This is a genomic window from Bradyrhizobium sp. Kon56, from assembly GCF_055807635.1.
Map to the genome: position 1 here is coordinate 110026 of NZ_JBVVOU010000010.1, position 22705 is coordinate 132730.

The following is a 22705-nucleotide window of genomic DNA, read 5'->3' on the forward strand; positions in this document are numbered from 1 at the left end:
GCTTCGCAAGGTCACTGCTTCGGACACGCGCCAAACGCGCGTCCGGACGTGAGCTGTGGTGTGCCGCGCGGCTTGCCGATAATTCCGCTGGCGCGGGTGGCCGGAGCACATTAGTCTACCCCTAGATAGTAAGTATACTGTCAATTAGGGAGGCAGACGTTGCGGATCGCCGTGATTGGCGGGGGGCCCGGTGGGCTCTACTTCGCCTATCTCTGGAAGAAGCGTCACCCCGAGGATCAAGTCGACCTGTTCGAACAGAACCCGGCCGACGCGACCTGGGGCTTTGGCGTGGTGTTTTCTGATCAGGCCCTGGAATTCCTGCGCGCCGACGACCCCGAGACGGTCGACGCGATCGCGCCGCACATGGAGAGCTGGGAGAACATTACGCTGAACCTGAGCGGCGACAGCGTGGCCATCGACGGCGTCGGCTTCTCCTCGATCGGCCGGCTCGAGCTCTTGCGATTCCTGCAGCAGCGCGCGATCGATGCCGGCGTCACCCCGCGCTTTGACACGCCGATTCATGCGATCGATCAGCTCAACGGGCACGATCTGATCGTCGCTGCCGACGGGCTGAACTCGCTGGTGCGCCGCGCCTTCGAGGGCGATTTCGGCACCTCGCTGTCCTACTCCTCCAACAAGTTCGTCTGGTACGGCACCTCGAAGCGCTTCGACACGCTGTCGCAGACCTTTGTGAAGACCGACCGCGGCGCCTTCAACGCCCACCACTACCGCTACTCGCCGACCATGAGCACGTTCCTGGTCGAATGCGATCATGCGACGTGGCAGGCCTACGGTTTCGCCTACAAAGACGTGGAGCAGTCCAAAGGTGTCTGCGAGGAGGTGTTCGCCGACACGCTCGGCGGCCGCTCGCTGGTCTCCAACAAATCGGTCTGGCGCAACTTCCCCTGGGTCTGGAACGAGCACTGGTCGTTCAAGAACATGGTGCTGCTCGGTGACGCCCTGCACTCGGCGCATTTTTCGATCGGCTCGGGCACGCGGCTCGCGATCGAGGACGCCATTGCACTGGTCAAGGCGCTGGAATCGGACGCCCATCTCTCGACCGCCCTGCATCGCTACCAGGCCGCGCGAAAGCCGGTGGTGCAGAAGCTCGTCAATGCCGCGCGGACCAGCGCTTTCTGGTACGAGCACTTTGCTCAGCACATGCAGCAGGGCCTGATGGACTTTGCCTATAGCTACATCACCCGCTCCGGCCGCATCGACGACTCCCGCCTGCGCGCGATGTCGCCGGCCTTCATGGCGCGCTACGAAGCCGCCAAGAACGGTGGGGACGAGGCATGAGCGGGCAGATTAACGACCAGGTGCCCGCCGACTGCGCGGGCGCGCGCGAGATCGGCTTTTCCGTTCCGCAGGTCTACAATGCCAGCCGCGTGCTGTTCGACAATCTCGCAAGAGGATGCGGCGACAAGCTCGCACTCATTGGCCCCGCGGGGACGCGCAGCTACGCGGAGCTCTGCGCGGAAGCCGGGCGCTGGGGCAACGGCTTTGCCTCGCTTGGCCTCAAGCGCGGCGATCGCGTGCTGTTGTTCCTCGATGACACTCCGGCCTACCCAGCCGCGTTCTTCGGCGCGGTGCGCGCCGGCTTCGTGCCATTGCTGATCAACACGCTGACACCGCCGGATCTGCTGCAATTCTATCTCGCCGATTCCGGCGCGACTGTTGCGGTGGCGGACGCCGAGTTCTGTGCGCGTTTCAACGCCGAGGCCTGCAAGGACACGAGCCTGCATACGCTGGTCGTCGTCAATGGCGCGGTGAGCGATCAGGCCGCACCGAACGCCGTTTCTGCCGCCGGCTGGCTCTCGCAATTTCCGACTGAGCTCGCGGAAGCCGACACGCATCGCAACGAGATGGCGTTCTGGATGTATTCGTCCGGATCGACCGGCCGCCCCAAGGGCATCGTGCATCTCCAGCACGACATGGCCTATAGCGAAGCCGCCTTTGCGCAGAACGTCTTGAAGCTGACGCCGGATGACATCTGCTTCTCGGTGCCAAAAATCTTCTTCGCCTATGGCTTCGGCAACGCGATCACCTTCCCGTTCTCGGCGGGCGCGACGACACTGCTGTTGCCAGGCCAGCCGAAGCCCGCGGCAATCTTTTCGGCGGTCGAGCAGTACAGGCCGACGGTCTTCTTCGGCCTGCCGACGCTTTATACATCGCTGACCAAGGCCGAGGGCGCGAACAAGACCGACTTCTCCTCACTGCGCATGGCGCTCTCGGCCGCCGAGGTGCTCTCGGCCGACGTCTTCAACGGCTGGAAGACGCTAACCGGTCTCGTGATCGTGGAAGGCCTCGGCTCGACCGAGGTGCTGCACATCTATCTCTCCAACCGCCCCGAGCGGAAGAAGCTCGGCGCCGCCGGCCTGCGCGTGCCCGGCTATGAGGTCGCGCTGCGCGACAAGGACGGCCGCGATGTCGCCGACGACGAGGAAGGCATCTTGTGGGTGCGCGGCGATTCCAACACGCCGCTGTACTGGAACCGGCCGGACAAATCCGCCGAGACCATCCGCGAAGGCGGCTGGATCTACACCGGCGACCGCTTCGTCCGCGATGGCGATGGCTTTCACTTCTTCCGCGGCCGCGCCGACGATCTCATCAAGATCTCCGGCCAATGGGTCTACCCGCTCGAGGTTGAGCTTTGCCTCGCCGACCACCCGGACATCCGCGAATGCGCGGTGTTCGCCGCCGAGCTGCCGGACCGGCGCATGACGCTTAAGGCAGTGGTGGTGATGAACACCCGCGCGGCGGATCAAAGCGAAACGACCCGGCGGCTGCAGGATTACGTGAAGGGCAAACTGCTTCCCTACAAATATCCGCGCGAGGTGATCTTCATCGACGAGCTGCCGAAGACCGGCACGGGGAAGATCGACCGGCAGGCGTTGTTGCGGATGTGAACCTCCGCTGTCATCCAGGATTAAGGCGCCTTCCCCATATGCTCCAGCGCGTCCTCCGCCCGCAGCGGCACTCGTGACGCCTCGTTGTTGAGATCGACGAGCTGCGCCAGGAGCCCCATAAGCGCCTTGCGGTCCGCTGGCTTGAGCGGCTCGAGCATCCGCGCCTGGGCGCGTTCGACGGCGGGAATGATGTCGCGCAGGATCGCCGCGCCTGATTTGGTCAAATAGAGCAGCTTGATCCGCTTGTCTTCCGGCGCCGGCCTGCGCTCGACGAAATCCTTGGCCTGAAGCCGCTCGATCACACTGCCCAGCGTGGAGCGGTCGAAGGCGATCACTGCGGACAATCGCGTCGCGTCGATGCCGGGGTGGGTATGGATCGCGATCAGCGCCGCGTATTGCACCGGCGTGAGGTCGAACGCCTTGCATTCCTCCATGAAGATCGAGACCGCGATCTGCTGCATGCGCCGGAACAGATAGCCCGGCGCCGCATAGACCGCGTCTATCGTGATCGGAGGCGCAGGCTTACTCGGCATCGGGCTGCTTCTCCGGCGCGGCGTTGACGAACGCCGACAGCGCCTTGGCCGCAGCTTCCGCCTTCAGCAGACGCGGATAGGCGGAGACGTCGACGCCGAAGCGGCGCGCATTGGCGAGCTGCGGCACCAGGCAGAGATCGGCGAGCGTCGGCGCATTCCCGAAGCAGAACGGGCCCGGCTCGCTTCTGATCAGCGTCTCGCACGCCGCGAGCCCCTCGCGGTTGACCCAGGCCGCCCAGTTCTGAACCTTCTCCTCGGCAAGGCCGAGCTCGCGCAGCCGCGCCAGCACCTTCAAGTTCTGCACGGGGTGAGTGTCGCAGGCGATCGCCAGCGCGAACGCCCTCACCTTGACGCGCTGCAACGCATCCCTCGGCAACAGGCGCGGGTTGGGATGGGTCTCGTCGAGCCATTCGATGATGGCGACCGATTGGGTCAGCACTGCGCCCGCATCGTTCTCCAGCGCCGGCACCAGGCCCTGCGGATTGATGGCGAGATAGGCTGGCGCACATTGCTCGCCCTTGCGAAGATGATGCGGCAGGTGCTCGGCACCGAGGCCCTTGAGGTTCAGCGCGATGCGTACCCGGTAGGCGGCGCTGGAGCGGAAATAGCCGTGCAGCTTCATCGGAACCCTCCCGTTTCGTTCTTGTTCGCACGTTGACGCTACCCAGATCGTAAGTATACTGTCAATCAACAAAGCGACGGGAGCCGCACCATGGAAGCCGTGACCAAGACGCCGGAACGCGAGGCGTTCTACAAGAAGATCGACGGCGAGAATCTCACCGCGCTCTGGACGGTCATGAGCGATTTGATCACGCCGGAGCCGAAGAGCGCCTGCCGGCCGCATCTGTGGAAGTTCGACATCATCCGCGACTACATGACCGAAGCCGGCAAGCTGATCACGGCGAAAGAGGCCGAGCGGCGCGTGCTAGTTCTGGAAAACCCCGGCCTGCGCGGACAGTCGAAAATCACCACGTCGCTCTATGCCGGCGTGCAGATGGTGGTGCCCGGCGACGTCGCGCCCGCGCACCGGCACAGCCAATCGGCACTGCGCTTCGTGCTCGAAGGCAAGGGCGCCCACACCGCCGTGGACGGCGAGCGCACCGCGATGGAGCCCGGCGACTTCATCATCACGCCGTCGATGACCTGGCACGATCATTCCAACGAGACCGACCAGCCGATGTTCTGGCTCGACGGTCTCGACATTCCGCTGGTGCAATTCTTCGACTGCTCTTTCGCGGAAGGCTCCAACGAGGATCAGCAGAAGATTACAAGGCCCGCCGGCGACAGCTTTGCACGCTACGGCCACAATCTGCTGCCGGTCGACGTGAAGCGGAGCTCGAAGACTTCCCCGATCTTCAGCTATCCCTATGCCTACACGCGCGAGGCACTGGAGAAGGCTCGCGCGAGCCAGGAGTGGGATGCCTGTCACGGGCTGAAGCTGAAATTCAGCAACCCCGAGACCGGCGACTTCGCGATGCCGACCATCGGCACGTTCATCCAGCTGCTGCCGAAGGGCTTCAAGACCGCGCGCTATCGCGCGACGGACGCGACGGTGTTCTGTCCGATCGAGGGCCACGGCCGTACCCGCATCGGGGATGCGACGTTCGAATGGGGCCCGCGCGATTTGTTCGTGGTGCCGAGCTGGCAATGGGTCACGCACGAGGCTGATATGGATGCGGTGCTGTTCAGCTTCTCGGATCGCCCCGTGCAGCAGAAGCTGGATTTGTTCCGGGAGGATCGCGGGAATGCGTGAGGTACGCTGCTGGTAGCATCGTCATTGCGAGCGCAGCGAAGCAATCCAGAATCTTTCCGCGGCGACAGTCTGGATTGCTTCGCTGCGCTCGCAATGACGGAGTAAACCTCACCGCCAGTGCAACAGCCGCGTCTCCAGCCAGTTGATCACCCTCCCCACCATCAACCCAAACACCGACAAAATCACCACGCCCGCGAGCAGCTGATCCGTCTGCATCAAATTGCCAGCCTGCAGCACGAACGCGCCGATGCCGTACTGCGCGCCGATCATCTCGGCGCTCACGACGAGCAGCAGCGCCACCGACGAGGTGATGCGGAAGCCGGCGAGGATCGCGGGCAGCGCGCCCGGCCAGACCACCTTGCGCACGATGGTGGCGAACGGAACGTTGAAGCTCTGCGCCATGCGGATGAGGTTGCGCGGCACCGCGTCGACGCCGCTATAGACCGAGATCGCGGTCGAGAAGAACACCCCGAGCGCAATGGTCGCGATCTTCGGCTCTTCACCGATGCCGAGCCAGAGGATCAACAGCGGCAGCAGCGCGATCTTCGGGATCGGGAACAGCGCCGAGATGAAGGTGATGCCGACGCTGCGCGCCAGACGCGACAGGCCGATGGCAAAGCCAACCGCGACACCGGCCGCCGTGCCGAGCAGCCAGCCGACACCGATGCGCAGGAGCGACGCGGAAAGGTGCTGCCACAGCGCACCCGAGATCGCGAGCTGGTAGATCGCCCGCGCGATCGCCGATGGCGGTGGCAGGAATAGCGGATTGACCAGGCCGGTGCTGCCGGCGGCCTGCCAGATCGCAATGACCAGCGCGAGCGCGATCCAGCCGCCGAAACGGCTGCTCGCCGGCACGAAGCCGGCGCCGCGAAAGCGGACGCGCCGGACCGCTTCATCCTTCGTCGATGTTCCCGCCGGAGCGCGATCAAGCATGCTGGACCTCGCGCTCGGCATCGATCGCCTCGTTGCGGATCAGCGACCAGATCTGGTTCTGAAGCGCGAGCAGCTTTTCACGGGCTGCAATGTCACCGCGCTCAGTGCGCGTCATCGGCACGCTCACGACCTCGCGAATACGGCCAGGGCGCCGCGACAGCACCACGATGCGGTCGGCAAGCCTCGCCGCCTCTTCGAGATTATGCGTGACATACACGGCGCCCATGCCGCCATCGGCGAGCAGCCGGACGAAATCCTCCATCAGCAGTTCGCGGGTCTGCGAATCCAACGCCGACAATGGCTCGTCCATCAGGAGAATGGCCGGCCTGACCGCGAGCGCGCGCGAAATGCCGACGCGCTGGCGCATGCCGCCGGAAAGCTGCTTTGGATAGGTTTTGCGAAAATCGGTCAGGCCGGTGCGGCGCAAGGCGTCCTCGACCAGCGCGCGGCGCTGCACGGCCGAGAGCTGGGTGTGCAGCAGCGGGAATTCGACGTTCTCCTCCACATTCGCCCAGGGCAGCAGCGCAAAGTCCTGGAACACGAAGGTGAGCGGATTGAGGCTGTCCGCCGGCGGCGATCCACGCAGCTCGGGCGCGCCGGAGGTCGGCAGCAACAGCCCGCCGAGGATCGACAGCAACGTGCTCTTGCCGCAGCCCGACGGCCCCACGATCGCCACCACCTCGCCCGCGCTGACGGTGAACGAGACGTCGTCGAGCACGGCGAGATCGCCGAAGCGATGGGTGATGTGGTTGGCGATCAGGTCCATGGACTGCGTTCTACTCTCAATCCGCCTTCACGAATTCCTTGGCGATGATCGCATTCGCGTCGAAGCCCTTGTCGGCAAAACCCTGCTCCTGGAGCCATTTGATCTGGTTGTCGACGTTCTTCACATCCAGCTTGCCGTCGGGATCGATATAGGCGCAGTTGCCGACCACCTGCTCGACCGGGAGGTTCGTATATTTGGCGATGATCTCCAGCAGCGGCTTTGTCTTGTCATTGATCGGCGCGACACCGTCCTTCATCGCGGCGAGGATGACGTCGTGATATTCGCGGTCGGCCTTTGCCAAGGCGCCGAGCAGCTTCGTCACCAGCACCTTGTTGGTCAGCGTCTTCGGTGAGGCGAACACCGCGCCCAATTGCCAGGGTGTCTCGTCGCCGACCCAGCCGAGAAACTTCGCACCACCGTCGTCCATCAGCTTTCGCGCGGTGGAGATCGGCAGCAGCGCTGCATCCACGGTCTCGCCCTTCAGCGCGGCCGCCGCATTCGACAGCGATTGCAGCGGCACAATCTTCACGTCGGCGAGCTTGAAACCGTATTTGTCGGCAAGCAGGCCGAGCGAATAGTGAAAGGAAGAGCCAACCTGCGTCATCGCCACGCGCTTGCCCGCGAGGTCCTTCGGCGTCTTCAGGCCGCTCGCATAGGCGTTGTTGCTGGCGAAATAGCCGATCAGGGGATAGCCGGCCTTCTCGCGGCTCATGCCGCCGATCACCTTGAGCACGCCCTTGCCGGCGAGATTGTAAAGACCTGCGGTGAAGGCGGTGACGCCGAAATCGATGTCGCCCGAGGTCGTCGCCACCGCGATCGGCTGCGCCGCATCAAAGAATTTCAGCTCGACGTCGAGGCCGGCCTCGCGGAAATAGCCCTTGTCCTGCGCGATGAACACCGGCGCGGAGGAGGATAGCCTGAGCACGCCGATCCTGGCCTTCAGCGCGCCCTCGGCTCGGGCCGTGCCCATCGCTGTGATCGCCATCAGGCCAGCTAGCGCGAGCCGCACAATCCCGATCATTTCGTTTCCTCCGCCGTCGATATCTTGCAGTCGGTTACAGGCCTTCAGGCACGGGCTGGTCCCGTCCGATAAAGGCGCCCTGTTGTTTCAACGTTTCCTGCAGCTTTTCAACGGGGATGTCACGCGGGATCCGGTTTCCGGAGAGCGCCAGCGCTGCCGCGGAACCGGCCGCCTCCCCCATCACGAAACAGGCACCCGAGACCCGGGCCGCCGATTGGCCCTCATGGGTCATCGAGGCGCAGCGGCCGGCGACCAGCAGATTATCGACGCCTTCGGGCACCAGCATGCGGTAAGGCAGCTCGTTATAGCCGCGCGATTCCGGGATCGGCGGGAAGGTGAAGACGACGTCGCCGGGGACATGGGCCTCGATCGGCCAGCCATTGACCCCGATGGAATCCTCGAACGAAGCGCAGCCGAGCACGTCCTCGCCGCTGAGCTGATAGCCGCCCGTGATGCGGCGGGTTTCGCGGATGCCGAGCTGCGGCGGCAGGTCGACGATGTAGGATTTTTCAAAGCCCGGCACGGTGCGCAGGAATTCGAACGCAGCCAGCGCCTGCTTGCGGCCCTCGATCTCGCCGCGGGTGAGATCATCAGGCTCGATGCCGTTGATGGCATGGCCGTCCTCGCGCGCCACTTGCGTAAAATTCACCCGCCATTCGATGCCGGACTTCTGCGGCCGCACGATCGCGCTCTTGCGCGGGAATGTGTGGGTGCCGGCGGCGGTGGCCTGCTCCATCAATTGCGGAATGGTCCGCCAGGCTTCGCCTGCCCTCTCCGGGTCGATGTTGTTGAGACGGAGCATCATCGAGGGATACATCGGATGACCGTGCTCGTCGCCGAATTCGAACGGCGCGCCGGCCCAAACCGCGAGATCGCCGTCGCCGGAGCAATCGATGAAGATCTCCGATCGCACCGCCTGCCGGCCGGCCTTGGTCTCGACCATCAGCGCATCGATGCGGCGGTTATCGCCCATCACCACACCGGCACCAAGCGCGTGGAAAAGGATGTGCACCTTGTGACTGGCGAGCAGTTGGTCGGCCGCGATCTTGTAGGCGGCGGTGTCGTAGGCCTGGGCGAAGACCTTGCCGAGAATCAGATGCGGCGCGTTGAGGCCGTTCAAGCGATCGATCCGCGCCAGCAACTCCGACGCCATGCCCTGCACCAGCCGGTGGGCCTCGCCGTGGACATTGCCGTGCAGGCCGCAGAAATTGGTGACGCCTGCGGCGGTGCCCATGCCGCCAAGGAAGCCGTACCGCTCGATCAGCAGCGTCTTCCGTCCCGCGCGTGCGCTTGAGGCCGCCGCCACGATGCCGGCCGGACCGCCGCCGAGGACGACGACTTCATATTCGCCGTAAAGCGGCACCTGGCGCGCCGGTTCTTCGATCGTCATGGCCTGCATGGCGCGTCCTGTCCCTGAAATCCTTTGCTTGGGCCGGACTATGAATTAACCCGGATCGAGCTACAATCCGCCAAAATAGGCGATCACCTTTCTCGAATCGCGAAAGGCCGAAGATGGACATCCTGGTAAACCTTCAGGCGTTCCTCGCGACCGCCGACGCCACCGGCTTCTCCGCGGCCGCGCGAAAACTCGGCGTCTCGACGTCGGTGGTCGCCAAGCGCGTCACGCAGCTGGAGGCGCGGATCGGCACGCCACTGTTTCATCGCTCGACCCGGCAATTGCGGCTGACCGAGGCCGGCCAGCGCTACGTGCATCGCGCCCGCGGCGTCGTCACCGACGCCGCCGATCTGCTGTCGCGCATGGGCGAGAAGGGCCACGATCTCGTCGATCATCTGCGCATCAAGGCCCCGACCTCGCTGACGGTCGCGCGGCTTGCGGACGTCTTCACCGCCTTCCAGACCCAGAACCCGCGGCTCAAGCTCGAGATCGTGCTGTTCGACCGTCCGGTCGATCCCGTCACCGAAGGCTTTGACATCGCCATCGGCGCCTTCCCGCATTCCTTTGGCGGTGTCGTCGACGAACCCTTGTGCCCGCTGAAGCGGCTGCTCTGCGCCTCGCCTGCCTATTTGAAGAAACACGGCACGCCAAAACATCCGCGTGATCTGGTCGATCATCGCTGCCTCAGCTTTCTACCGACCGGCCCCGAATGGATCTTTGACGGGCCGCGCGGCCGCATCAGCGTCCAGGTCAGCCCGCTGCTGTCCTGCAACGAGGGCCAAGTGCTGGCGCGCAGCGCCATCGCCGGCAACGGCATTGTGTTGATATCGGACTATCTCGTCGCGAGCGCCTTGCGCGACGGCGCGCTCAAGCCGGTGCTGCGCGAGTTTCCGATTCCGGAATTGTGGGTGAAGGCTGCGATCCCTGAACGGCGGCGCAATGCCGCCGCGGTACAGGCGCTGCTCACTTTGCTGAAAAGGTCACTCGCCACGTCGCTGTAAAAGCCCGTAGCCCGGATGGAGCGAAGCGTAATCCGGGCTACTCGCGTTCAGCTTTTAGCACCTGCCCAATTCGCGGCGCGCTTTTCCGCGAACGACGCCAGCCCCTCCGCGGCTTCCGCGCTCTGTCGCTTCAGCGAATGCAGATGCACGAGCCGCTTGTAGGCGGCATCGTCCACCGCCATGCCGCCGAACGAACTTTCCAGCGCCAGCCGCTTGGTCTCGGCCATCGCCTCCGATCCGTTGGCAAGCAACTGCTCGACCACCTTCGCGCCGGCGGCGTCGAGATCGGCGAGCGGCACCACCTCGTGGACGAGGCCGATACGACGGGCGTCCTCGGCGCCGAAACGTTCACCTGTCAGCGCGTAGCGGCGGACTTGCCGTACACCAATGGCATCGCAGAGCTGCGGGATGATGATGGCCGCGGTCAGGCCCCAGCGCACTTCGGTGATCGAGAACAGCGCGTTGTCCGCCGCGATCACGACGTCGCAGGCCGCGATCACGCCGGTGCCGCCGCCAAAGCAGCCGCCCTGCACCAGCGCGACCGTCGGGATAGCCAGCGTGTTGAGCCGCTGCACGGCCTCGAACGTCGCCCGCGACGCCGCCTCGTTCGCCTCGCTCGATTGCGGCCGCACGCCGTTGATCCATTTGAGGTCGGCGCCAGCCTGGAAATGCTTGCCATTGCCCTTGAGCACGACGACGCGAAGGTTGGGCTTGCTGCCGAGATCGTCCATGGCCGCGAGCACGCCTGCGATCAACGCGCCGTCATAGGCATTGTTAACCTCCGGCCGGTTCAACGTGACGGTCGCAACCCCACGCGCATCCAGGGTCCACAGGACGGGGCTGTCGGTCATCGGTGTTCCTCCGCTCGTTTGTTTGGCGCGCACTATGACCGAGGCTCCGCGCCCTGATCCATATCTTTCGAGCGTAGGGCAGCCGCGTCCATCGCATGGCGGCTTGTGTCATGCTGCCGCGGGGCGGCATCAAGGGATCAGGGACGGACATCACATGCGCATCTGCATTTTCGGCGCGGGCGCCGTCGGCAGCCATCTTGCAGTTCGGCTGGCCCGCGCCGGCCACGAGGTCTCGTGCGTGATGCGGGGCGCGCACCTGGAGGCGGTCCGGGCCAACGGCCTCAAGCTGCGCGTCGGCGATTCCGAGGTCTCCGCCAAGGTGAACGCCTCCGGCGATTCGGCCCAGCTCGGCCCCCAGGATGTCGTGATCAGCACCTTGAAGGCAACCGCGTTGACCGGGCTGGTCTCCAGTCTCAAGCCACTACTGCAGGACGACACCGCCATCGTGTTCGCGCAGAACGGCATTCCCTGGTGGTACGGGATCGGCCTGCCGCCGCGGCACCCGACCCCGCCGGACATCTCCTTCCTCGACCCGGGCGGGCGCTTGCGCGCCTGCATTCCGAAAGAGCGGATCGTCGGCGGCGTGGTCTTCTCCTCCAACGAGGTGATCGCGCCCGGCGTCGTGCAGAACCTGACGCCGGACCGCAACCGCCTGCTGATCGGCGAATGTGACGACCGCAATTGCGCGCGCATCACGACGCTCCGTGGTGCCTTCAGCGACGCACGGCTGGAATCGCCGCCGGTCGCCGAGATCCGCGAGGCGATCTGGTCAAAGCTGCTGACCAACATGTCGTTGTCGGTGCTGTGCCTGCTCACCGGCCAGACCGCGCGCGGCGTGCGCGATGACCCCGCCTTTGCGGATGTCATTCCGCGGATGCTGAACGAGGCCAACGAGATCGCTCAGCATTTTATCCCCGAGGTCAAGCGCGTATCACGCAGCGGCCCCGCCCCCAACCACAAGCCGTCGCTGCTGCAGGATTACGAGCTCGGCCGCGCCATGGAGATCGACGTCCTGGTAAAGGCGCCCCAAGCCTTCGCGCGCACCGCGGGCCTGTCGACGCCGACGCTCGACTTGATCGCCGCGCTCGCGATTCAGAAGGCGCGCGACAAGGGGCTATATTCGGCGTGAGATTTCAGGCGAGTTTGTCGATCCAGGCCGCGAGCGTATCAAGCACCTCTGTCAGCGCCTCTTCATTGGTGCGGCCGGACTTTTTCAGCACCGCGAAGGAGTGATCGCCGCCTTCGATCTCATGCAGCGTCGCCTTCGGGGCAAGAGCGGCGATGACCGGCTTGAGGAGGCCGAGATCGGCGAGCCCGTCGCGGGTGCCTTGCAGGAACAGCATCGGGATCTCGACATGGGCGAGATGCTCGGCGCGCTCCGTCGACGGCTTCTTGTCGGCGTGCAGGGGAAAACCGAGGAAGGCGAGCCCTTTGACATCAGGCAGCGGAGCCTTGGACTGCGCCTGCGAGGTCATGCGCCCGCCGAAGGATTTTCCACCCGCAACGAGCATCACACCAGGGCAGAGCCGCGCGGCTTCCTCGACTGCCACGCGGATCGTGGCGTGGGCGACCGCAGGCTGGTCGGGACGGCCCTGCTTGTTTTCCATGTAAGGAAAATTGAAGCGGAAGGTCGCGATGTCGCGAGCAGCGAGCCCCTCCGCAATCTTGTCCATCGATGCATGCCGCATCCCTGCACCGGCACCATGCGCCAGGACGTAACAGGCGCGCGCCTTGTCCGGCTGCGTCAGGATCGCGGAGACCGTGCCGATGCGCGCGATGTCGAGCTTGAGCTCTTTGGTTTTGACGGTTTGAATTTTGACAGCCACAATCAACCATCCCGATAGACGCTGCTCCGGCCGCCTTGGTAGCGTCACCGGCACAGCCTGAAAACACAATAATTGCCGCCAAAGGCTGGCCTAACCAGGCCGGCAAGCCGCATTGACCGAGGTGACCATGTCCTACCGCTCCTCCTGGATGACCGAAGAGCTCGAAATCTTCCGCGACCAGTTCCGGAAGTATCTTGCCAAGGATCTGGCCCCGCATGCCGAAAAATGGCGCGAGCAGAAGATGGTCGACCGCTTTGCCTGGCGCGGGCTCGGCGAGATGGGCGCGCTGCTGGCAAGCGTGCCGGAGGAATATGGCGGCCTGGGCGCCACCTTCGCCTATGATGCCGCCGTGCTCGACGACCTCGAAAGCACGGTGCCGGAGCTGACGACCGGCGTCTCCGTGCACAGCGCCATCGTCGCGCACTACATCCTCAATTACGGCTCGGAGGAGCAGAAGAAGCGCTGGCTGCCGAAGATGGCTTCAGGCGAGATGGTCGGCGCCATCGCCATGACCGAGCCCGGCACCGGCTCGGATTTGCAGGCCGTCAAGACCACCGCCAGGAAGCAGGGCAATTCCTACGTCATCAACGGACAGAAGACCTTCATCACCAACGGCCAGGCTGCCGACCTCGTCATCGTGGTTGCGCGCACCGGCGATGTCGGCGCCAAGGGCATTTCGCTGATCGTGGTCGAAACCTCAGGCGCGGATGGATACAAGCGCGGGCGCAACCTCGACAAGATCGGCCTGCATGCCTCCGACACGTCTGAGCTGTTCTTCGACAACGTCGCGGTGCCGCCGGACAATTTGCTCGGCGGCGAGGAAGGCCAGGGCTTCGTGCAGCTGATGCAGCAATTGCCGCAGGAGCGCCTCGCGCTCGCGGTCGGCGCGGTCGCGGCTATGGAGCGCGCGATAAAACTCACCGTCGACTACACCAAGGAGCGCAAGGCCTTCGGCAAGCCGCTGATGGATTTCCAGAACACCGCCTTCAAGCTCGCCGAGCGCAAGACCGAAGCGATGATCGCGCGCGTCTTCGTCGACTGGTGCATCGAGCGGCTGGTCGCAAAGGACCTCGACACCGTCACGGCGTCGATGGCGAAATATTGGTGCTCGGAGAAGCAGGTCGAGACCGCCGACGAATGCCTGCAGCTGTTCGGCGGCTACGGCTATATGCAGGAATATCCGATCTCGCGCATCTTCATCGATTCCCGCATCCAGAAGATCTATGGCGGGACGAACGAGATCATGAAGCTGTTGATCGCGAGGTCGTTGTAATCAAGCCGGCGTGAACGGCCTGCCGCTCAATTCGGATGCCACCACCGGCCGCCGATCACGACGCCTTCGGAGACGATCTTGCGGTCGCCGATCAGGTGCTCGCCGACGACGTCCTCATAGTCGAACTGGCCTTCCCTCACCGAGATCAGCGTGGCGTCGCCGACGCTGCCCGGCTTGAGGCTGCCGAGCTCGGGGCGCCGCAGCGCCATCGCGGCGTTGACGGTCGAGGTTGCGATGACGTCGGACAGCGGCATGCCCATGCACAGGAATTTCGACAGGGTCGTCACCTGATCGAAGGCCGGGCCGTCGATGCAGAGCTGATGAATGTCGGACGAGATGGTGTCGGGATAGAAGCCGTTGGCGAGCATCGCACGCGCGGTCTTGAATGCGAACGAGCCCTTGCCGTGGCCGATGTCGAACAGCACGCCGCGCTCGCGGGCGTCGAGCACCGCCCGCTTCACCGTGCCCTGCGCGGTCGCAGGCGTGTTGGGGAAGGGACGGAACGCATGGGTGAGCACGTCGCCGGGGCGCAGGCGCGCCAGCACCTCCTCGTAGCTCGGCGGCGGATGATCGATATGCGCCATCAGGGGCATGCCGACCTCGTTCGCGACCTCGAGCGCGATGTCGAGCGGCACGACGCCCGACGTGCCCGAGGAATGCAGCCCCACGCGCACCTTGATGCCGACGATGAGATCGCGGTTGGCGTCGGCCACCTTGGCCGCCTCGATCGGATTCATCAGCCGCAGCTCCTCGCTCTCGCCGACCATGATCCGGTGCGAGAAGCCGAAAATGCCGGCATGCGAGACATGCAGATAAGCGAGGATACGAACCTGGCTCGGCTCGATCACATGCTTGCGGAAGCCCGCGAAATTGCCCGGCCCCGCACTGCCGGTATCGACCGCGGTGGTGACGCCGGAAAGACGGCAGAACTCCTCGGCGTCGATGCCGAGCGACGTGCCGCCCCAATAGACATGGGTGTGGAGATCGATCAGTCCCGGCGTCACGATGTAGCGAGAGACGTCGCGCACCTCGGTGCCCGGATCCGCCTTGAGCCCACTGCCGATCGCCGCGACCTTGCCGCCGGAAAAGGCGACATCCGTCACAGCATCGAGCTTCTGGGACGGGTCGACCACACGGCCGCCGCGCAGGATCAAGTCGAAAGGCATTGTCGTCTCCGGATATGGCAGCGAGGCGGGGCGGCAGTCAGCCCGGGCCAGGAAGGAAGCTTCGCGCTTCTAGCAATTTTTGCGCCGACGAGCGTATCAAACGCGACGATTGCTCACTGAAAAACTGGCGATCCCGGGAAGACTCGAACTTCCGACCTACGGTTTAGGAAACCGTCGCTCTATCCGGCTGAGCTACGGGACCGCGGAACCCGCAGAGCGGGTTACCGGGGCTTCATATCAAAGCGGAGGCGGGATCGGAAGCCCTCCGCATTGCTCAATGCGGAGGGCTGCCGGCCATCTCACGCCCTGATATTGTTGTCCTTCACCACCTTGCCCCAAATCGCGACCTGCTTGTCGAAGAAGGTCTTGAAGGCGGGAGCGTCCTCGAGCAGCAGCGTCATCTGCTGCGTTTCCTTGAGCTGGGCGGCGGTGGCGGGCTCGCTCAGGATCTCCTTGGACGCCGTCGCGAGGCCTGCGACGATGTCCGGCGGCGTGCCGGTGGGCGCGAAGATGCCCCACCAGGCCAGCGTCTCGAAATCCGGGAAGCCTGCCTCGATCGCGGTCGGCGTATCCGGCAGGCCGGGCAGCCGCTCGCGGCCGAGCTGCAGGATCGGACGCAGCATGTTGGTGCCGAGCTGGGCTGCGACCAGCGCCGCCGATCCCGCGATCAGATCGACATGGCCGCCGAGCACGTCGTTCATTGCGGGGCCTCCGCCGCGATAGGGCACGTGCATGATCTCGACGCCGGCCTTGTTGCCGAGCACGGTCATGGCGAGATGGCCGAGCGTGCCGATGCCGACGGAGGCGTATTTCACCGCGCCGGGCATCGCCTTGCAGGCCGCCACCACGTCGGCAAAGCTCTTGTAGGGGCGGCCTGCACCGGCAGCGATCACGTAAGGCGCGGTGCCGACCAGCAACACCGGCATTAGCTCGCGCTCGACATCGACGGGCGGCTTGTCGAGGATGGAGGGGATCACCGCGTGGGAATCGAAGGTGACCAGGAACGTCGAGCCGTCAGGCGGGCTCTTGGCGACCTGCGCCGCGCCGAGCGCGCCTGCCGCGCCCGACTTGTTCTCGACAATGACGATGCGGTTGAGCTTGGTTTGCAGATGGCTCTGGAGCAGCCGCGCCATCGCATCGGTGGATCCGCCCGGCGGAAACGGCACCACCAGTGTGATTTTTGAAGCCTGCGCCAACGCCGGCGTCATCGCGAGAATAGCCGGCGCTGCCAGCAGCGTCCGTCGTGTGATCGTCATGGTATCCCTCCCCTGTTTTCTCGCGCCCGGCTTTTGCTCTTTGGCGCTTTAAGTGGTCCCGAAACCGGATCCCGCTTTTCTGTATTCTGGCCGCGGCGGACTGAAGATGTCCAGCACGCGGGCGCCGTCGGGGCCGGCGCGCATGGTGTGCGGCACATTACCCGGCGTGCGCCAGAAGTCGCCTTTCTTCACGGCAATCTCCTCATCACCCTGGACGCGGATGGCGGAGCCGTCGAGCAGCACGCCCCACTGCTCCTCGGGATGATGGTGCAGCGTGCCTTGCGCATGCGGCGCCAGCGTCACCACCGACAGCATCGCCTGCTCGCCGGAGAAGATGCGCGTGGTCACCCCTGCCGCGAGCTCGCGAAACAACCCGTCGCCGTTATCGTCGAGATTGTGGAATTCGTCCTGCTGCCTCACGCCGCCCTCCTCTTCATTCTCGCTGATCAGGATTTGCCATACGAGCCTTGATAACGGCCCTCGCGGATCGCCTTCAGCGTCTCCTCCTCGCGCGCGACCTGGGCTCGCACGGCGTCGAGCAGCGCCGCGGCACCGGCGGCGGCAAACGACACCACGCCGTCCTCGTCTCCGACGACGATGTCGCCGGGCGAGATCACGCTGCCGCCGATCGAAACAGGCACGTTGATCTCGCCGGGGCCGTTCTTGTAAGGGCCGCGGTGGATCACCGCGCGGGCATAGCAGGGAAAGTCATCGGCAGCGAACGCCGCGACGTCGCGGATCGCGCCGTCGATGACATAGCCTTCGGCTTTGCGCCATTGCGCGATGTTCTTCATGATCTCACCGACCAGCGCACGCGTTTCGTCGCCGCCGCCATCGACCACGATGACGTCGCCGGGACCCACCAGCTCGAGCGCGCGGTGGATGGCGAGATTGTCACCGGGACGGGTGCGGACCGTGAAGGCCGTGCCCACCAGCTTGGCGCCGCGATGATAGGGCTTGAGCCCCACTGCGCCAGGCAACCGGCCGAGATTGTCCGAAATGACCGAGGTCGGCGCACCGCGAAAACCCTCGATGATCGCGGCCGGCGGCTTCGGCACGGCGTTCGCAGCGATGGTGATGGTCATAATCTCAGTCCTTCCCGTGAATTCTCTTAATCGGCGTGCGCCCGCGCCTTCGCCGGCCAAATCCGGAAGGAGCGCCCCTCCTTCATCCACGCCGCGCGCTCGTCGCGCAACAGGGTGCGGCGAACTTTACCGGAATCGTCGCGCGGCGGGGCGGCGACGATCTCGAAGCTCTCCGGATGCTTGTAGCGGCTGAGCCGGTCCTTCAAAAAATCCGCCATACCGTCGGCGATGGCCTGACCGTCCGCATCGCGCTCCGGCTCGATGATGGCGTGCACGCGCTGGCCGAGTTCAGGATCGGGCAATCCCACCACAACGCAGGAGCGCACGCCAGGGCTCTCGGAGACGGCGGCTTCGACCTCGGCGGGATAGATGTTGGCGCCGCCGCGCAGCACCATGTCGGCGAGGCGGTCACCAAGATAAAGGTAGCCTTCCGCGTCCAGCCTGCCGATGTCGCCGAGCGATTCCCAGCCGTCGGCGCGGCGCTTCGGCTCCGCGCCGAGATAGTGATAGGTGGCATCCCTGCCGTCATTGTTGAGGAAATAGATCTCGCCGGTCTCGCCCGGCGCAACGTCGTTGCCATCCTCGCCGATGATGCGCAAGCGCGCCATCTCGCCGATCTTGCCGACCGAACCCTTGTGCGTCAGCCATTCCGTGCCGGAGATGATGCAGGAGCCTTGCCGCTCGGTGCCGCCATAGAGCTCCCAGATCCGCTCGGGTCCGAGCCAGGCGATCCAGTTCTCCTTCAGCCAGGGCGGCATCGGAGCGGCCATGTGGAAGACGGTTTGCAGGCTCGACACATCATAGGCGTTGCGCACGTGGTCCGGCAGCGCCCAGATCCGATGCATCATCGTCGGCACGAAATTGACCCATTGCACGCGCTCGCGCGCGATTTGCCGCAGCGCCTCCTCGGCATCGAACTTGACGAGGCCGGTGAGCTGGCCGCCGGTGAACAGCGCATAGTGCGACACGATGAACGGCGCATTGTGATAGAGCGGGCCGGGATTGAGCAGCGAGACCCCGAAAGGGATGTTGAGCGGCGGCGCGGCGACCGTGTCGGTCACCGCCGGCTGGTGATCGAGGATCACCTTCGGGCGGCCGGTCGATCCGCCGCTGGTCATGGCTTTCCAATAGCGCGCCACCGGTGCGGTGAGCGGCTCGTCCGAAAACCCTTCCGGCACGAAATCCGCGGGCAGACGGTTCGGCGCGTTCCAGTCGGCTTCGCCGCCGACCACCAGCGCCGGCTTCAGGATGTCGAGCACCGCGGCGGCTTCGCCGCGCGGCAGCCGCCATGACAGCGAGGTCGGCGTCGCCCCGCATTTCCACACGGCAAACGAGGTCTCGAAGAACGCATTGCAGTTGGGCAAACCGATCGCGACAAAGTCGCCGGGCTTGACACCCTTGGCCATGAACGCCCGCGCGCGCCGGTTGGCGCCGCGTTCGAGCGCGTCCCATGTCAGCGTATCCTGCCCGTGACGGACGGCGATCGTGCCTTGCGGTTTGCGTTCGGCGTACCAGCGCGGCACATCGGACAGGGGCAGCAGCATGAGGCGTTTCCACTTCGTATTCTTGGCGTCGCCGATGAGGCGAGCGCAGGATGAAGTGACGCTGTGACTCCTGCGCCACGTCAAGCAAAAAATGTCAGCATCACAGCCATGAAATTCCCGGGTTCCATGGGTGACAAGCAGGCCATAAAGGGGCAAAAATCAGCCCGACTCAGTTCGGGTTGAGTTTTGCAAGGAATGCTCTCGTAGAATGTCGGACGTAGTTGCATCGCGTCGTGCGGCGCTTGTCGTTGCTGCAGCAGGATTTTTCCTGCTGGCGCCGTCGCATGCCCAGGCACAATGGTGGAAGCGCGCGCCTGTTGACTTCGAGGCCTGCGCCGACGCCGCCGAGAAAGCTACGACCAAATCCGAGAAGACGGCTGCGCTTGCCGACTGCAACGCCAAATTCGCCGGCCGGCGCAAGGCGGGCGGCGGCTATTCCTATTACGATTTCCTCCAGGACCGCAGCTTCGACATCGCCGGGCCCAATCCGACGCCGGAGGAGCAGAAGAAGATCGACGAATCCTACACCGCCTATCTCGCCAATCAGCGCCGCAGCAATGAAGCCGCGCAGGCCACCGCGCGCCAGCAGCGCGAGCAGCAGGAACAACAGGTGCAGCAGCTCCAGCGGGTCGCGTTGCGAACCGAGGTCGAGCGCGTGCCCGTGCCGGTCGAGCGGCCGAAAGTCCAGCAGGCCGCCATCGGCGACGCGCGGCCGCGGCCGAAGGGCACACCCTGCACCAAGGGCTCGTTCTCCTGCGAATGGCCGCGGCTGTCGGATGGATTGAACGACATCAAGAAGCTGTTCAGCCCGACGCCGAGCAAGCCCGCGAAGAAGGGCTGAGCTGCGTCGCCGTCATTGCGAGCGCAGCGAAGCAATCCAGCATCTCTCCGCGGAGGCAGTCTGGATTGCTTCGCTACGCTCGCAATGACGAACTGGGCGGGGATCCGTCTCCTAGCCTCAGTTCGTGTGCTTCTTCTTGCTGCGCTTCGGTTGAGCAACCGGCGCATTCACCGGCGCCGTTGTTGTCGGTGAACTACCCAACTGCGAACGACTCTCCTTCAGGCGCGCGTCATAGCCGGGCGAATTCGTGACGGTCGGCGGCCTTGCCTGAGCAAACGTGGAAGCTGCACATAAGGCGGCGAGCACGACCCCGATCGTCAAACAACGTTTCATCGCACGTCTCCCGTCAGCCGGCGTGAACTCATGCAGCGCCGCGAACCTGCTGCGGCGTCAGCCGCGGCGGACCCTTGCCCGCGGCCTCAGCCTCGTTGATCAGCGCAACAATGCGGCGCGACAGCGGCACGTCGACACTGTTCTGTTCGGCGAGGGCGATGATCGCGCCCTGGAGATAGTCGATCTCGGTCTTGCGGCCCTGCTTCAAATCCTGCCACATCGAGGAACGCGCCTCGGGATCGATCTTCATGGTCCTTCCCAGGATCAGGTCGAAAATCGGATCAGGCAGTCTCAGCAAGGCGGGCGTCCAGGACGACGGGATCGGCGTCGCCGAGACCGGTGTGATGCCGGCGGCCCTCATTGCAGCCAGCCCCTCCGCCATCTGATCGGCGAACAACCTTCGCCATTCGCGGTTCGCCAATTGCGCAGCGAGGGGCATGTCGGACAAGGCGCTGAGCGCGTTGTTCAAATTGATGATCAGCTTGCCCCATTGCACGCCGGTGATGTCGCGGCTCGCGCGCATCGTGAGCCCCGGCACCGACAGAGCTGCGGCCGCGTTCGTGTCATCTTGGCCAACATGAATGTCGCCAGAGGTCGAGCGGTGGAAGCGGCCCTCGCCCATCCCGACCACGTTGAAAGGCACCATGCCGGCGAGCACGCGGCGATCGCCGAGGCGATCGCGCAGCACCGCGACGTTGCCGACGCCGTTTTGCAGCGAGACGATGACAGCGTCCTGCGGCGCATGCTGCGCGATCTGCTTGGCGACAGCTGCCGTGTCGGCGCTCTTCACCGTGACCAGCACGATGCCGGCGCTGTGCAAGATCGCGGGATCTTCCGATAGCGCGAGTTGGCCCGGATCGAGCTTCTTCTCGGAGCCGTCGAAATCGGTCAGAAGCAGACCGAACCGCTCGATCTCGGCCTTCACCCGCGGTCGCACCAGGAACGCGACGCGGCGACCGGCAGCCGCCAGGGTGCCGCCGACAAAACATCCGATGGCGCCCGCGCCGGCCACCACGATCGGTCGATCCGTCATCATCTTGGCTTGCCCCCTCAACGATCCGCCCTCGATAGCAGAGGCTGTGTCTGCTGCCCATTCCCGGAGTTGCGGCGCAATCGCCTTGTAACCGTCATGACGGCCTCATATGTTTTCGAACGGGGCTTGTTACCGGCAACAAAGCGCCAAGGGAGAACGCCATGGGTTTGCTCGACGTCCTCAACGGCATGCAGAACGGCCCGCGCGGGCCAAGCACGCCGAGTTCACAATCCTCATCCAATGGCGGCATGTCGCCCATGACCATGGCGCTGCTTGGCCTGCTCGCCTGGAAGGCATTCAAGCATATGAGCGGCAACCAGAGCGGCAGCGCGCCGCAGCCGTCCCCGGCACCGACGCCGACGCATCTCCCCCCGCCGGTGAATGCAGGCGCTGGTGGTGGCCTCGGCGACCTGTTGAAGGGCGGCCTTGGCGGCCTGCTCGCGGGCGGCGCGGCCGGCAGCGTGCTCAGCGGCGGGCTCGGCGATCTCCTCAACCAGCTTCAGCACAGCGGTCATGGCGATACTGCCAATACCTGGGTCGGCAAGGGCGAGAACAAGGCGATCGCTCCAGGCGATCTCGCCAATGCGCTCGGCGCCGACCAGATCGAGAGCCTGTCCGCCCAAAGCGGCCTGTCGCGTGACGAGCTGCTCTCGGGCCTCAGCCAGTATCTGCCGCAGGTGGTCGACCATCTGACGCCGGACGGACGGCTGCCGACCGAGCAAGAGATCGCGGGCAGAGTCTGATTGGTTTAGTCAAACGAGGGGAGCACGGACATGAGCATGGGTGGCTTGTTGTGGATCATCGTCGTCGGCTTCATCGCCGGCCTCATCGCGCGTTGGCTGGCGCCGGGACCGAACAATCCGAGCGGCTTCATCCTCACCACCATCCTCGGCATCGCCGGCGCGTTTCTCGCGACCTTCATCGGTCAGGCCATCGGTCATTACGGTCCCGACCAGGGTGCAGGATTCATCATGGCCACCATCGGCGCCGTGGTGGTGCTGTTCATCTGGCACCGGCTGGTGGCGAGCGGCGTGATCAAGGGGTGACGCTTCAAAACGCCGAAAGCGGCACACCGCCACCTCATCGTCATGCCCGGGCTTGACCCGGGCATCCACGTCTTTTGATCCGCGCGGCGACACGTGGATGGCCGGGTCAAGCCCGGCCATGACGTGGAGAGAGCGGAGG

The 22705-nt window shown here is 64.9% G+C and carries 24 protein-coding genes and 1 tRNA gene; 9 read left to right on the forward strand and 16 right to left on the reverse strand.

Going from position 1 to position 22705, the window contains the following annotated elements; translation table 11 throughout:
- Nucleotides 1–159: 159 nt before the first annotated feature.
- Nucleotides 160–1299 carry an FAD-dependent monooxygenase gene (locus AC0L3B_RS18275; RefSeq protein WP_247820934.1) on the forward strand — a complete coding sequence of 380 codons (1140 nt, stop codon included), beginning with the start codon at nt 160–162 and terminating at the stop codon, nt 1297–1299.
- Nucleotides 1296–2909 carry a benzoate-CoA ligase family protein gene (locus AC0L3B_RS18280; RefSeq protein ID WP_473380854.1) on the forward strand — a complete coding sequence of 538 codons (1614 nt, stop codon included), beginning with the start codon at nt 1296–1298 and terminating at the stop codon, nt 2907–2909. The genes AC0L3B_RS18275 and AC0L3B_RS18280 overlap by 4 nt, the downstream gene beginning before the upstream one ends.
- 20 nt (nt 2910–2929) lie before the next feature.
- On the opposite strand, the gene AC0L3B_RS18285 is transcribed toward AC0L3B_RS18280, so the two are convergent.
- Entirely contained in the window at nt 2930–3442 is a 513-nt protein-coding gene (locus AC0L3B_RS18285; RefSeq protein WP_473297380.1) for a MarR family winged helix-turn-helix transcriptional regulator, read from the reverse strand.
- Nucleotides 3432–4064 carry a maleylacetoacetate isomerase gene (maiA, locus tag AC0L3B_RS18290; RefSeq protein ID WP_473380855.1) on the reverse strand — a complete coding sequence of 211 codons (633 nt, stop codon included), beginning with the start codon at nt 4062–4064 and terminating at the stop codon, nt 3432–3434. The genes AC0L3B_RS18285 and maiA overlap by 11 nt, the downstream gene beginning before the upstream one ends.
- A 90-nt stretch (nt 4065–4154) precedes the next feature.
- Here maiA and gtdA point away from each other — a divergent pair, with 90 nt between their 5' ends.
- The gene (gene gtdA, locus AC0L3B_RS18295; RefSeq protein WP_018452988.1) at nt 4155–5195 is read left to right on the forward strand and encodes a gentisate 1,2-dioxygenase; all 1041 of its coding nucleotides are present in this window, start codon (nt 4155–4157) and stop codon (nt 5193–5195) included.
- Between the two features lie 108 nt (nt 5196–5303).
- Here the strand turns inward: gtdA and AC0L3B_RS18300 are convergent, their stop codons facing one another.
- The 4 genes from AC0L3B_RS18300 to AC0L3B_RS18315 are packed head-to-tail and all read right to left on the reverse strand — an operon-like array spanning nt 5304 to nt 9314.
- Nucleotides 5304–6128: an ABC transporter permease gene (locus AC0L3B_RS18300; RefSeq protein ID WP_018452987.1), complete on the reverse strand. Its 825-nt coding sequence runs from the start codon at nt 6126–6128 to the stop codon at nt 5304–5306.
- Complete coding sequence (locus tag AC0L3B_RS18305; RefSeq protein WP_085351608.1) at nt 6121–6894, reverse strand: ABC transporter ATP-binding protein; 774 nt, start codon at nt 6892–6894, stop codon at nt 6121–6123. The genes AC0L3B_RS18300 and AC0L3B_RS18305 overlap by 8 nt, the downstream gene beginning before the upstream one ends.
- Before the next feature lie 16 nt (nt 6895–6910).
- Nucleotides 6911–7915: an ABC transporter substrate-binding protein gene (locus AC0L3B_RS18310; protein WP_085351609.1), complete on the reverse strand. Its 1005-nt coding sequence runs from the start codon at nt 7913–7915 to the stop codon at nt 6911–6913.
- A 34-nt stretch (nt 7916–7949) separates the two neighbouring features.
- On the reverse strand, nt 7950–9314 hold the full coding sequence (locus AC0L3B_RS18315; RefSeq protein ID WP_204512772.1) for an FAD-dependent oxidoreductase: 1365 nt from the start codon (nt 9312–9314) through the stop codon (nt 7950–7952).
- A gap of 113 nt (nt 9315–9427) precedes the next feature.
- Between AC0L3B_RS18315 and AC0L3B_RS18320 the strand changes: the two genes are divergently transcribed.
- Nucleotides 9428–10312, forward strand: coding sequence for a LysR family transcriptional regulator (locus AC0L3B_RS18320; protein WP_204512773.1), 885 nt, complete (start codon nt 9428–9430; stop codon nt 10310–10312).
- A gap of 47 nt (nt 10313–10359) precedes the next feature.
- Here AC0L3B_RS18320 and AC0L3B_RS18325 read toward each other — a convergent pair whose 3' ends face one another.
- A complete protein-coding gene (locus AC0L3B_RS18325; RefSeq protein WP_085351611.1) occupies nt 10360–11163 on the reverse strand; it encodes an enoyl-CoA hydratase-related protein in 804 nt (267 codons plus the stop codon).
- A gap of 154 nt (nt 11164–11317) precedes the next feature.
- On the opposite strand from AC0L3B_RS18325, the gene AC0L3B_RS18330 reads away from it, so the two are divergent.
- A complete protein-coding gene (locus AC0L3B_RS18330; RefSeq protein ID WP_377828817.1) occupies nt 11318–12292 on the forward strand; it encodes a ketopantoate reductase family protein in 975 nt (324 codons plus the stop codon).
- A gap of 4 nt (nt 12293–12296) precedes the next feature.
- Here AC0L3B_RS18330 and AC0L3B_RS18335 read toward each other — a convergent pair whose 3' ends face one another.
- Nucleotides 12297–12995: an alpha/beta hydrolase family protein gene (locus tag AC0L3B_RS18335; protein WP_247820929.1), complete on the reverse strand. Its 699-nt coding sequence runs from the start codon at nt 12993–12995 to the stop codon at nt 12297–12299.
- 121 nt (nt 12996–13116) lie between these two features.
- On the opposite strand from AC0L3B_RS18335, the gene AC0L3B_RS18340 reads away from it, so the two are divergent.
- Nucleotides 13117–14262: an acyl-CoA dehydrogenase family protein gene (locus AC0L3B_RS18340; RefSeq protein WP_018452979.1), complete on the forward strand. Its 1146-nt coding sequence runs from the start codon at nt 13117–13119 to the stop codon at nt 14260–14262.
- A gap of 26 nt (nt 14263–14288) precedes the next feature.
- Here the strand turns inward: AC0L3B_RS18340 and AC0L3B_RS18345 are convergent, their stop codons facing one another.
- The 6 genes from AC0L3B_RS18345 to AC0L3B_RS18370 all read right to left on the reverse strand — a co-directional run bounded on the left by AC0L3B_RS18345 (nt 14289) and on the right by AC0L3B_RS18370 (nt 19313).
- Nucleotides 14289–15428, reverse strand: a complete 1140-nt coding sequence (locus AC0L3B_RS18345) for an amidohydrolase/deacetylase family metallohydrolase (protein WP_018452978.1) — start codon at nt 15426–15428, stop codon at nt 14289–14291.
- Nucleotides 15429–15553: 125 nt separating this feature from the next.
- Nucleotides 15554–15630 (reverse strand) — tRNA-Arg (locus AC0L3B_RS18350).
- A 97-nt stretch (nt 15631–15727) separates the two neighbouring features.
- Nucleotides 15728–16684, reverse strand: coding sequence for a tripartite tricarboxylate transporter substrate-binding protein (locus AC0L3B_RS18355; RefSeq protein WP_247820928.1), 957 nt, complete (start codon nt 16682–16684; stop codon nt 15728–15730).
- Between the two features lie 48 nt (nt 16685–16732).
- Complete coding sequence (locus tag AC0L3B_RS18360; protein ID WP_473380856.1) at nt 16733–17104, reverse strand: cupin domain-containing protein; 372 nt, start codon at nt 17102–17104, stop codon at nt 16733–16735.
- Between the two features lie 26 nt (nt 17105–17130).
- Nucleotides 17131–17769, reverse strand: a complete 639-nt coding sequence (locus AC0L3B_RS18365) for an RraA family protein (RefSeq protein ID WP_473380857.1) — start codon at nt 17767–17769, stop codon at nt 17131–17133.
- Between the two features lie 26 nt (nt 17770–17795).
- Nucleotides 17796–19313, reverse strand: coding sequence for an AMP-binding protein (locus tag AC0L3B_RS18370; protein WP_473380858.1), 1518 nt, complete (start codon nt 19311–19313; stop codon nt 17796–17798).
- A gap of 208 nt (nt 19314–19521) precedes the next feature.
- On the opposite strand from AC0L3B_RS18370, the gene AC0L3B_RS18375 reads away from it, so the two are divergent.
- Complete coding sequence (locus tag AC0L3B_RS18375; RefSeq protein WP_018452973.1) at nt 19522–20154, forward strand: hypothetical protein; 633 nt, start codon at nt 19522–19524, stop codon at nt 20152–20154.
- Nucleotides 20155–20271: 117 nt separating this feature from the next.
- Here the strand turns inward: AC0L3B_RS18375 and AC0L3B_RS18380 are convergent, their stop codons facing one another.
- Both AC0L3B_RS18380 and AC0L3B_RS18385 read right to left on the reverse strand, forming a co-directional pair.
- On the reverse strand, nt 20272–20487 hold the full coding sequence (locus AC0L3B_RS18380; RefSeq protein ID WP_083926313.1) for a hypothetical protein: 216 nt from the start codon (nt 20485–20487) through the stop codon (nt 20272–20274).
- Nucleotides 20488–20515: 28 nt separating this feature from the next.
- Entirely contained in the window at nt 20516–21523 is a 1008-nt protein-coding gene (locus AC0L3B_RS18385) for a 2-dehydropantoate 2-reductase (RefSeq protein ID WP_473380859.1), read from the reverse strand.
- 158 nt (nt 21524–21681) lie between these two features.
- On the opposite strand from AC0L3B_RS18385, the gene AC0L3B_RS18390 reads away from it, so the two are divergent.
- Nucleotides 21682–22263, forward strand: coding sequence for a YidB family protein (locus AC0L3B_RS18390; RefSeq protein ID WP_473380860.1), 582 nt, complete (start codon nt 21682–21684; stop codon nt 22261–22263).
- Between the two features lie 30 nt (nt 22264–22293).
- A complete protein-coding gene (locus AC0L3B_RS18395; protein ID WP_083926312.1) occupies nt 22294–22566 on the forward strand; it encodes a GlsB/YeaQ/YmgE family stress response membrane protein in 273 nt (90 codons plus the stop codon).
- Nucleotides 22567–22705: the final 139 nt, after the last annotated feature.

Coding starts and splice junctions, on each gene's coding strand:
- AC0L3B_RS18310 (WP_085351609.1), bottom strand. CDS start 7,915: ATGATCGGGATTGTGCGGCTCGCGCTAGCTGGCCTGATGGCGATCACA.
- AC0L3B_RS18280 (WP_473380854.1), top strand. CDS start 1,296: ATGAGCGGGCAGATTAACGACCAGGTGCCCGCCGACTGCGCGGGCGCG.
- AC0L3B_RS18355 (WP_247820928.1), bottom strand. CDS start 16,684: ATGACGATCACACGACGGACGCTGCTGGCAGCGCCGGCTATTCTCGCG.
- AC0L3B_RS18365 (WP_473380857.1), bottom strand. CDS start 17,769: ATGACCATCACCATCGCTGCGAACGCCGTGCCGAAGCCGCCGGCCGCG.
- AC0L3B_RS18375 (WP_018452973.1), top strand. CDS start 19,522: ATGTCGGACGTAGTTGCATCGCGTCGTGCGGCGCTTGTCGTTGCTGCA.
- AC0L3B_RS18340 (WP_018452979.1), top strand. CDS start 13,117: ATGTCCTACCGCTCCTCCTGGATGACCGAAGAGCTCGAAATCTTCCGC.
- AC0L3B_RS18305 (WP_085351608.1), bottom strand. CDS start 6,894: ATGGACCTGATCGCCAACCACATCACCCATCGCTTCGGCGATCTCGCC.
- AC0L3B_RS18390 (WP_473380860.1), top strand. CDS start 21,682: ATGGGTTTGCTCGACGTCCTCAACGGCATGCAGAACGGCCCGCGCGGG.
- AC0L3B_RS18320 (WP_204512773.1), top strand. CDS start 9,428: ATGGACATCCTGGTAAACCTTCAGGCGTTCCTCGCGACCGCCGACGCC.
- maiA (WP_473380855.1), bottom strand. CDS start 4,064: ATGAAGCTGCACGGCTATTTCCGCTCCAGCGCCGCCTACCGGGTACGC.
- AC0L3B_RS18345 (WP_018452978.1), bottom strand. CDS start 15,428: ATGCCTTTCGACTTGATCCTGCGCGGCGGCCGTGTGGTCGACCCGTCC.
- AC0L3B_RS18325 (WP_085351611.1), bottom strand. CDS start 11,163: ATGACCGACAGCCCCGTCCTGTGGACCCTGGATGCGCGTGGGGTTGCG.
- AC0L3B_RS18395 (WP_083926312.1), top strand. CDS start 22,294: ATGAGCATGGGTGGCTTGTTGTGGATCATCGTCGTCGGCTTCATCGCC.
- AC0L3B_RS18300 (WP_018452987.1), bottom strand. CDS start 6,128: ATGCTTGATCGCGCTCCGGCGGGAACATCGACGAAGGATGAAGCGGTC.
- AC0L3B_RS18385 (WP_473380859.1), bottom strand. CDS start 21,523: ATGATGACGGATCGACCGATCGTGGTGGCCGGCGCGGGCGCCATCGGA.
- AC0L3B_RS18315 (WP_204512772.1), bottom strand. CDS start 9,314: ATGCAGGCCATGACGATCGAAGAACCGGCGCGCCAGGTGCCGCTTTAC.
- gtdA (WP_018452988.1), top strand. CDS start 4,155: ATGGAAGCCGTGACCAAGACGCCGGAACGCGAGGCGTTCTACAAGAAG.
- AC0L3B_RS18380 (WP_083926313.1), bottom strand. CDS start 20,487: ATGAAACGTTGTTTGACGATCGGGGTCGTGCTCGCCGCCTTATGTGCA.
- AC0L3B_RS18330 (WP_377828817.1), top strand. CDS start 11,318: ATGCGCATCTGCATTTTCGGCGCGGGCGCCGTCGGCAGCCATCTTGCA.
- AC0L3B_RS18285 (WP_473297380.1), bottom strand. CDS start 3,442: ATGCCGAGTAAGCCTGCGCCTCCGATCACGATAGACGCGGTCTATGCG.
- AC0L3B_RS18370 (WP_473380858.1), bottom strand. CDS start 19,313: ATGCTGCTGCCCCTGTCCGATGTGCCGCGCTGGTACGCCGAACGCAAA.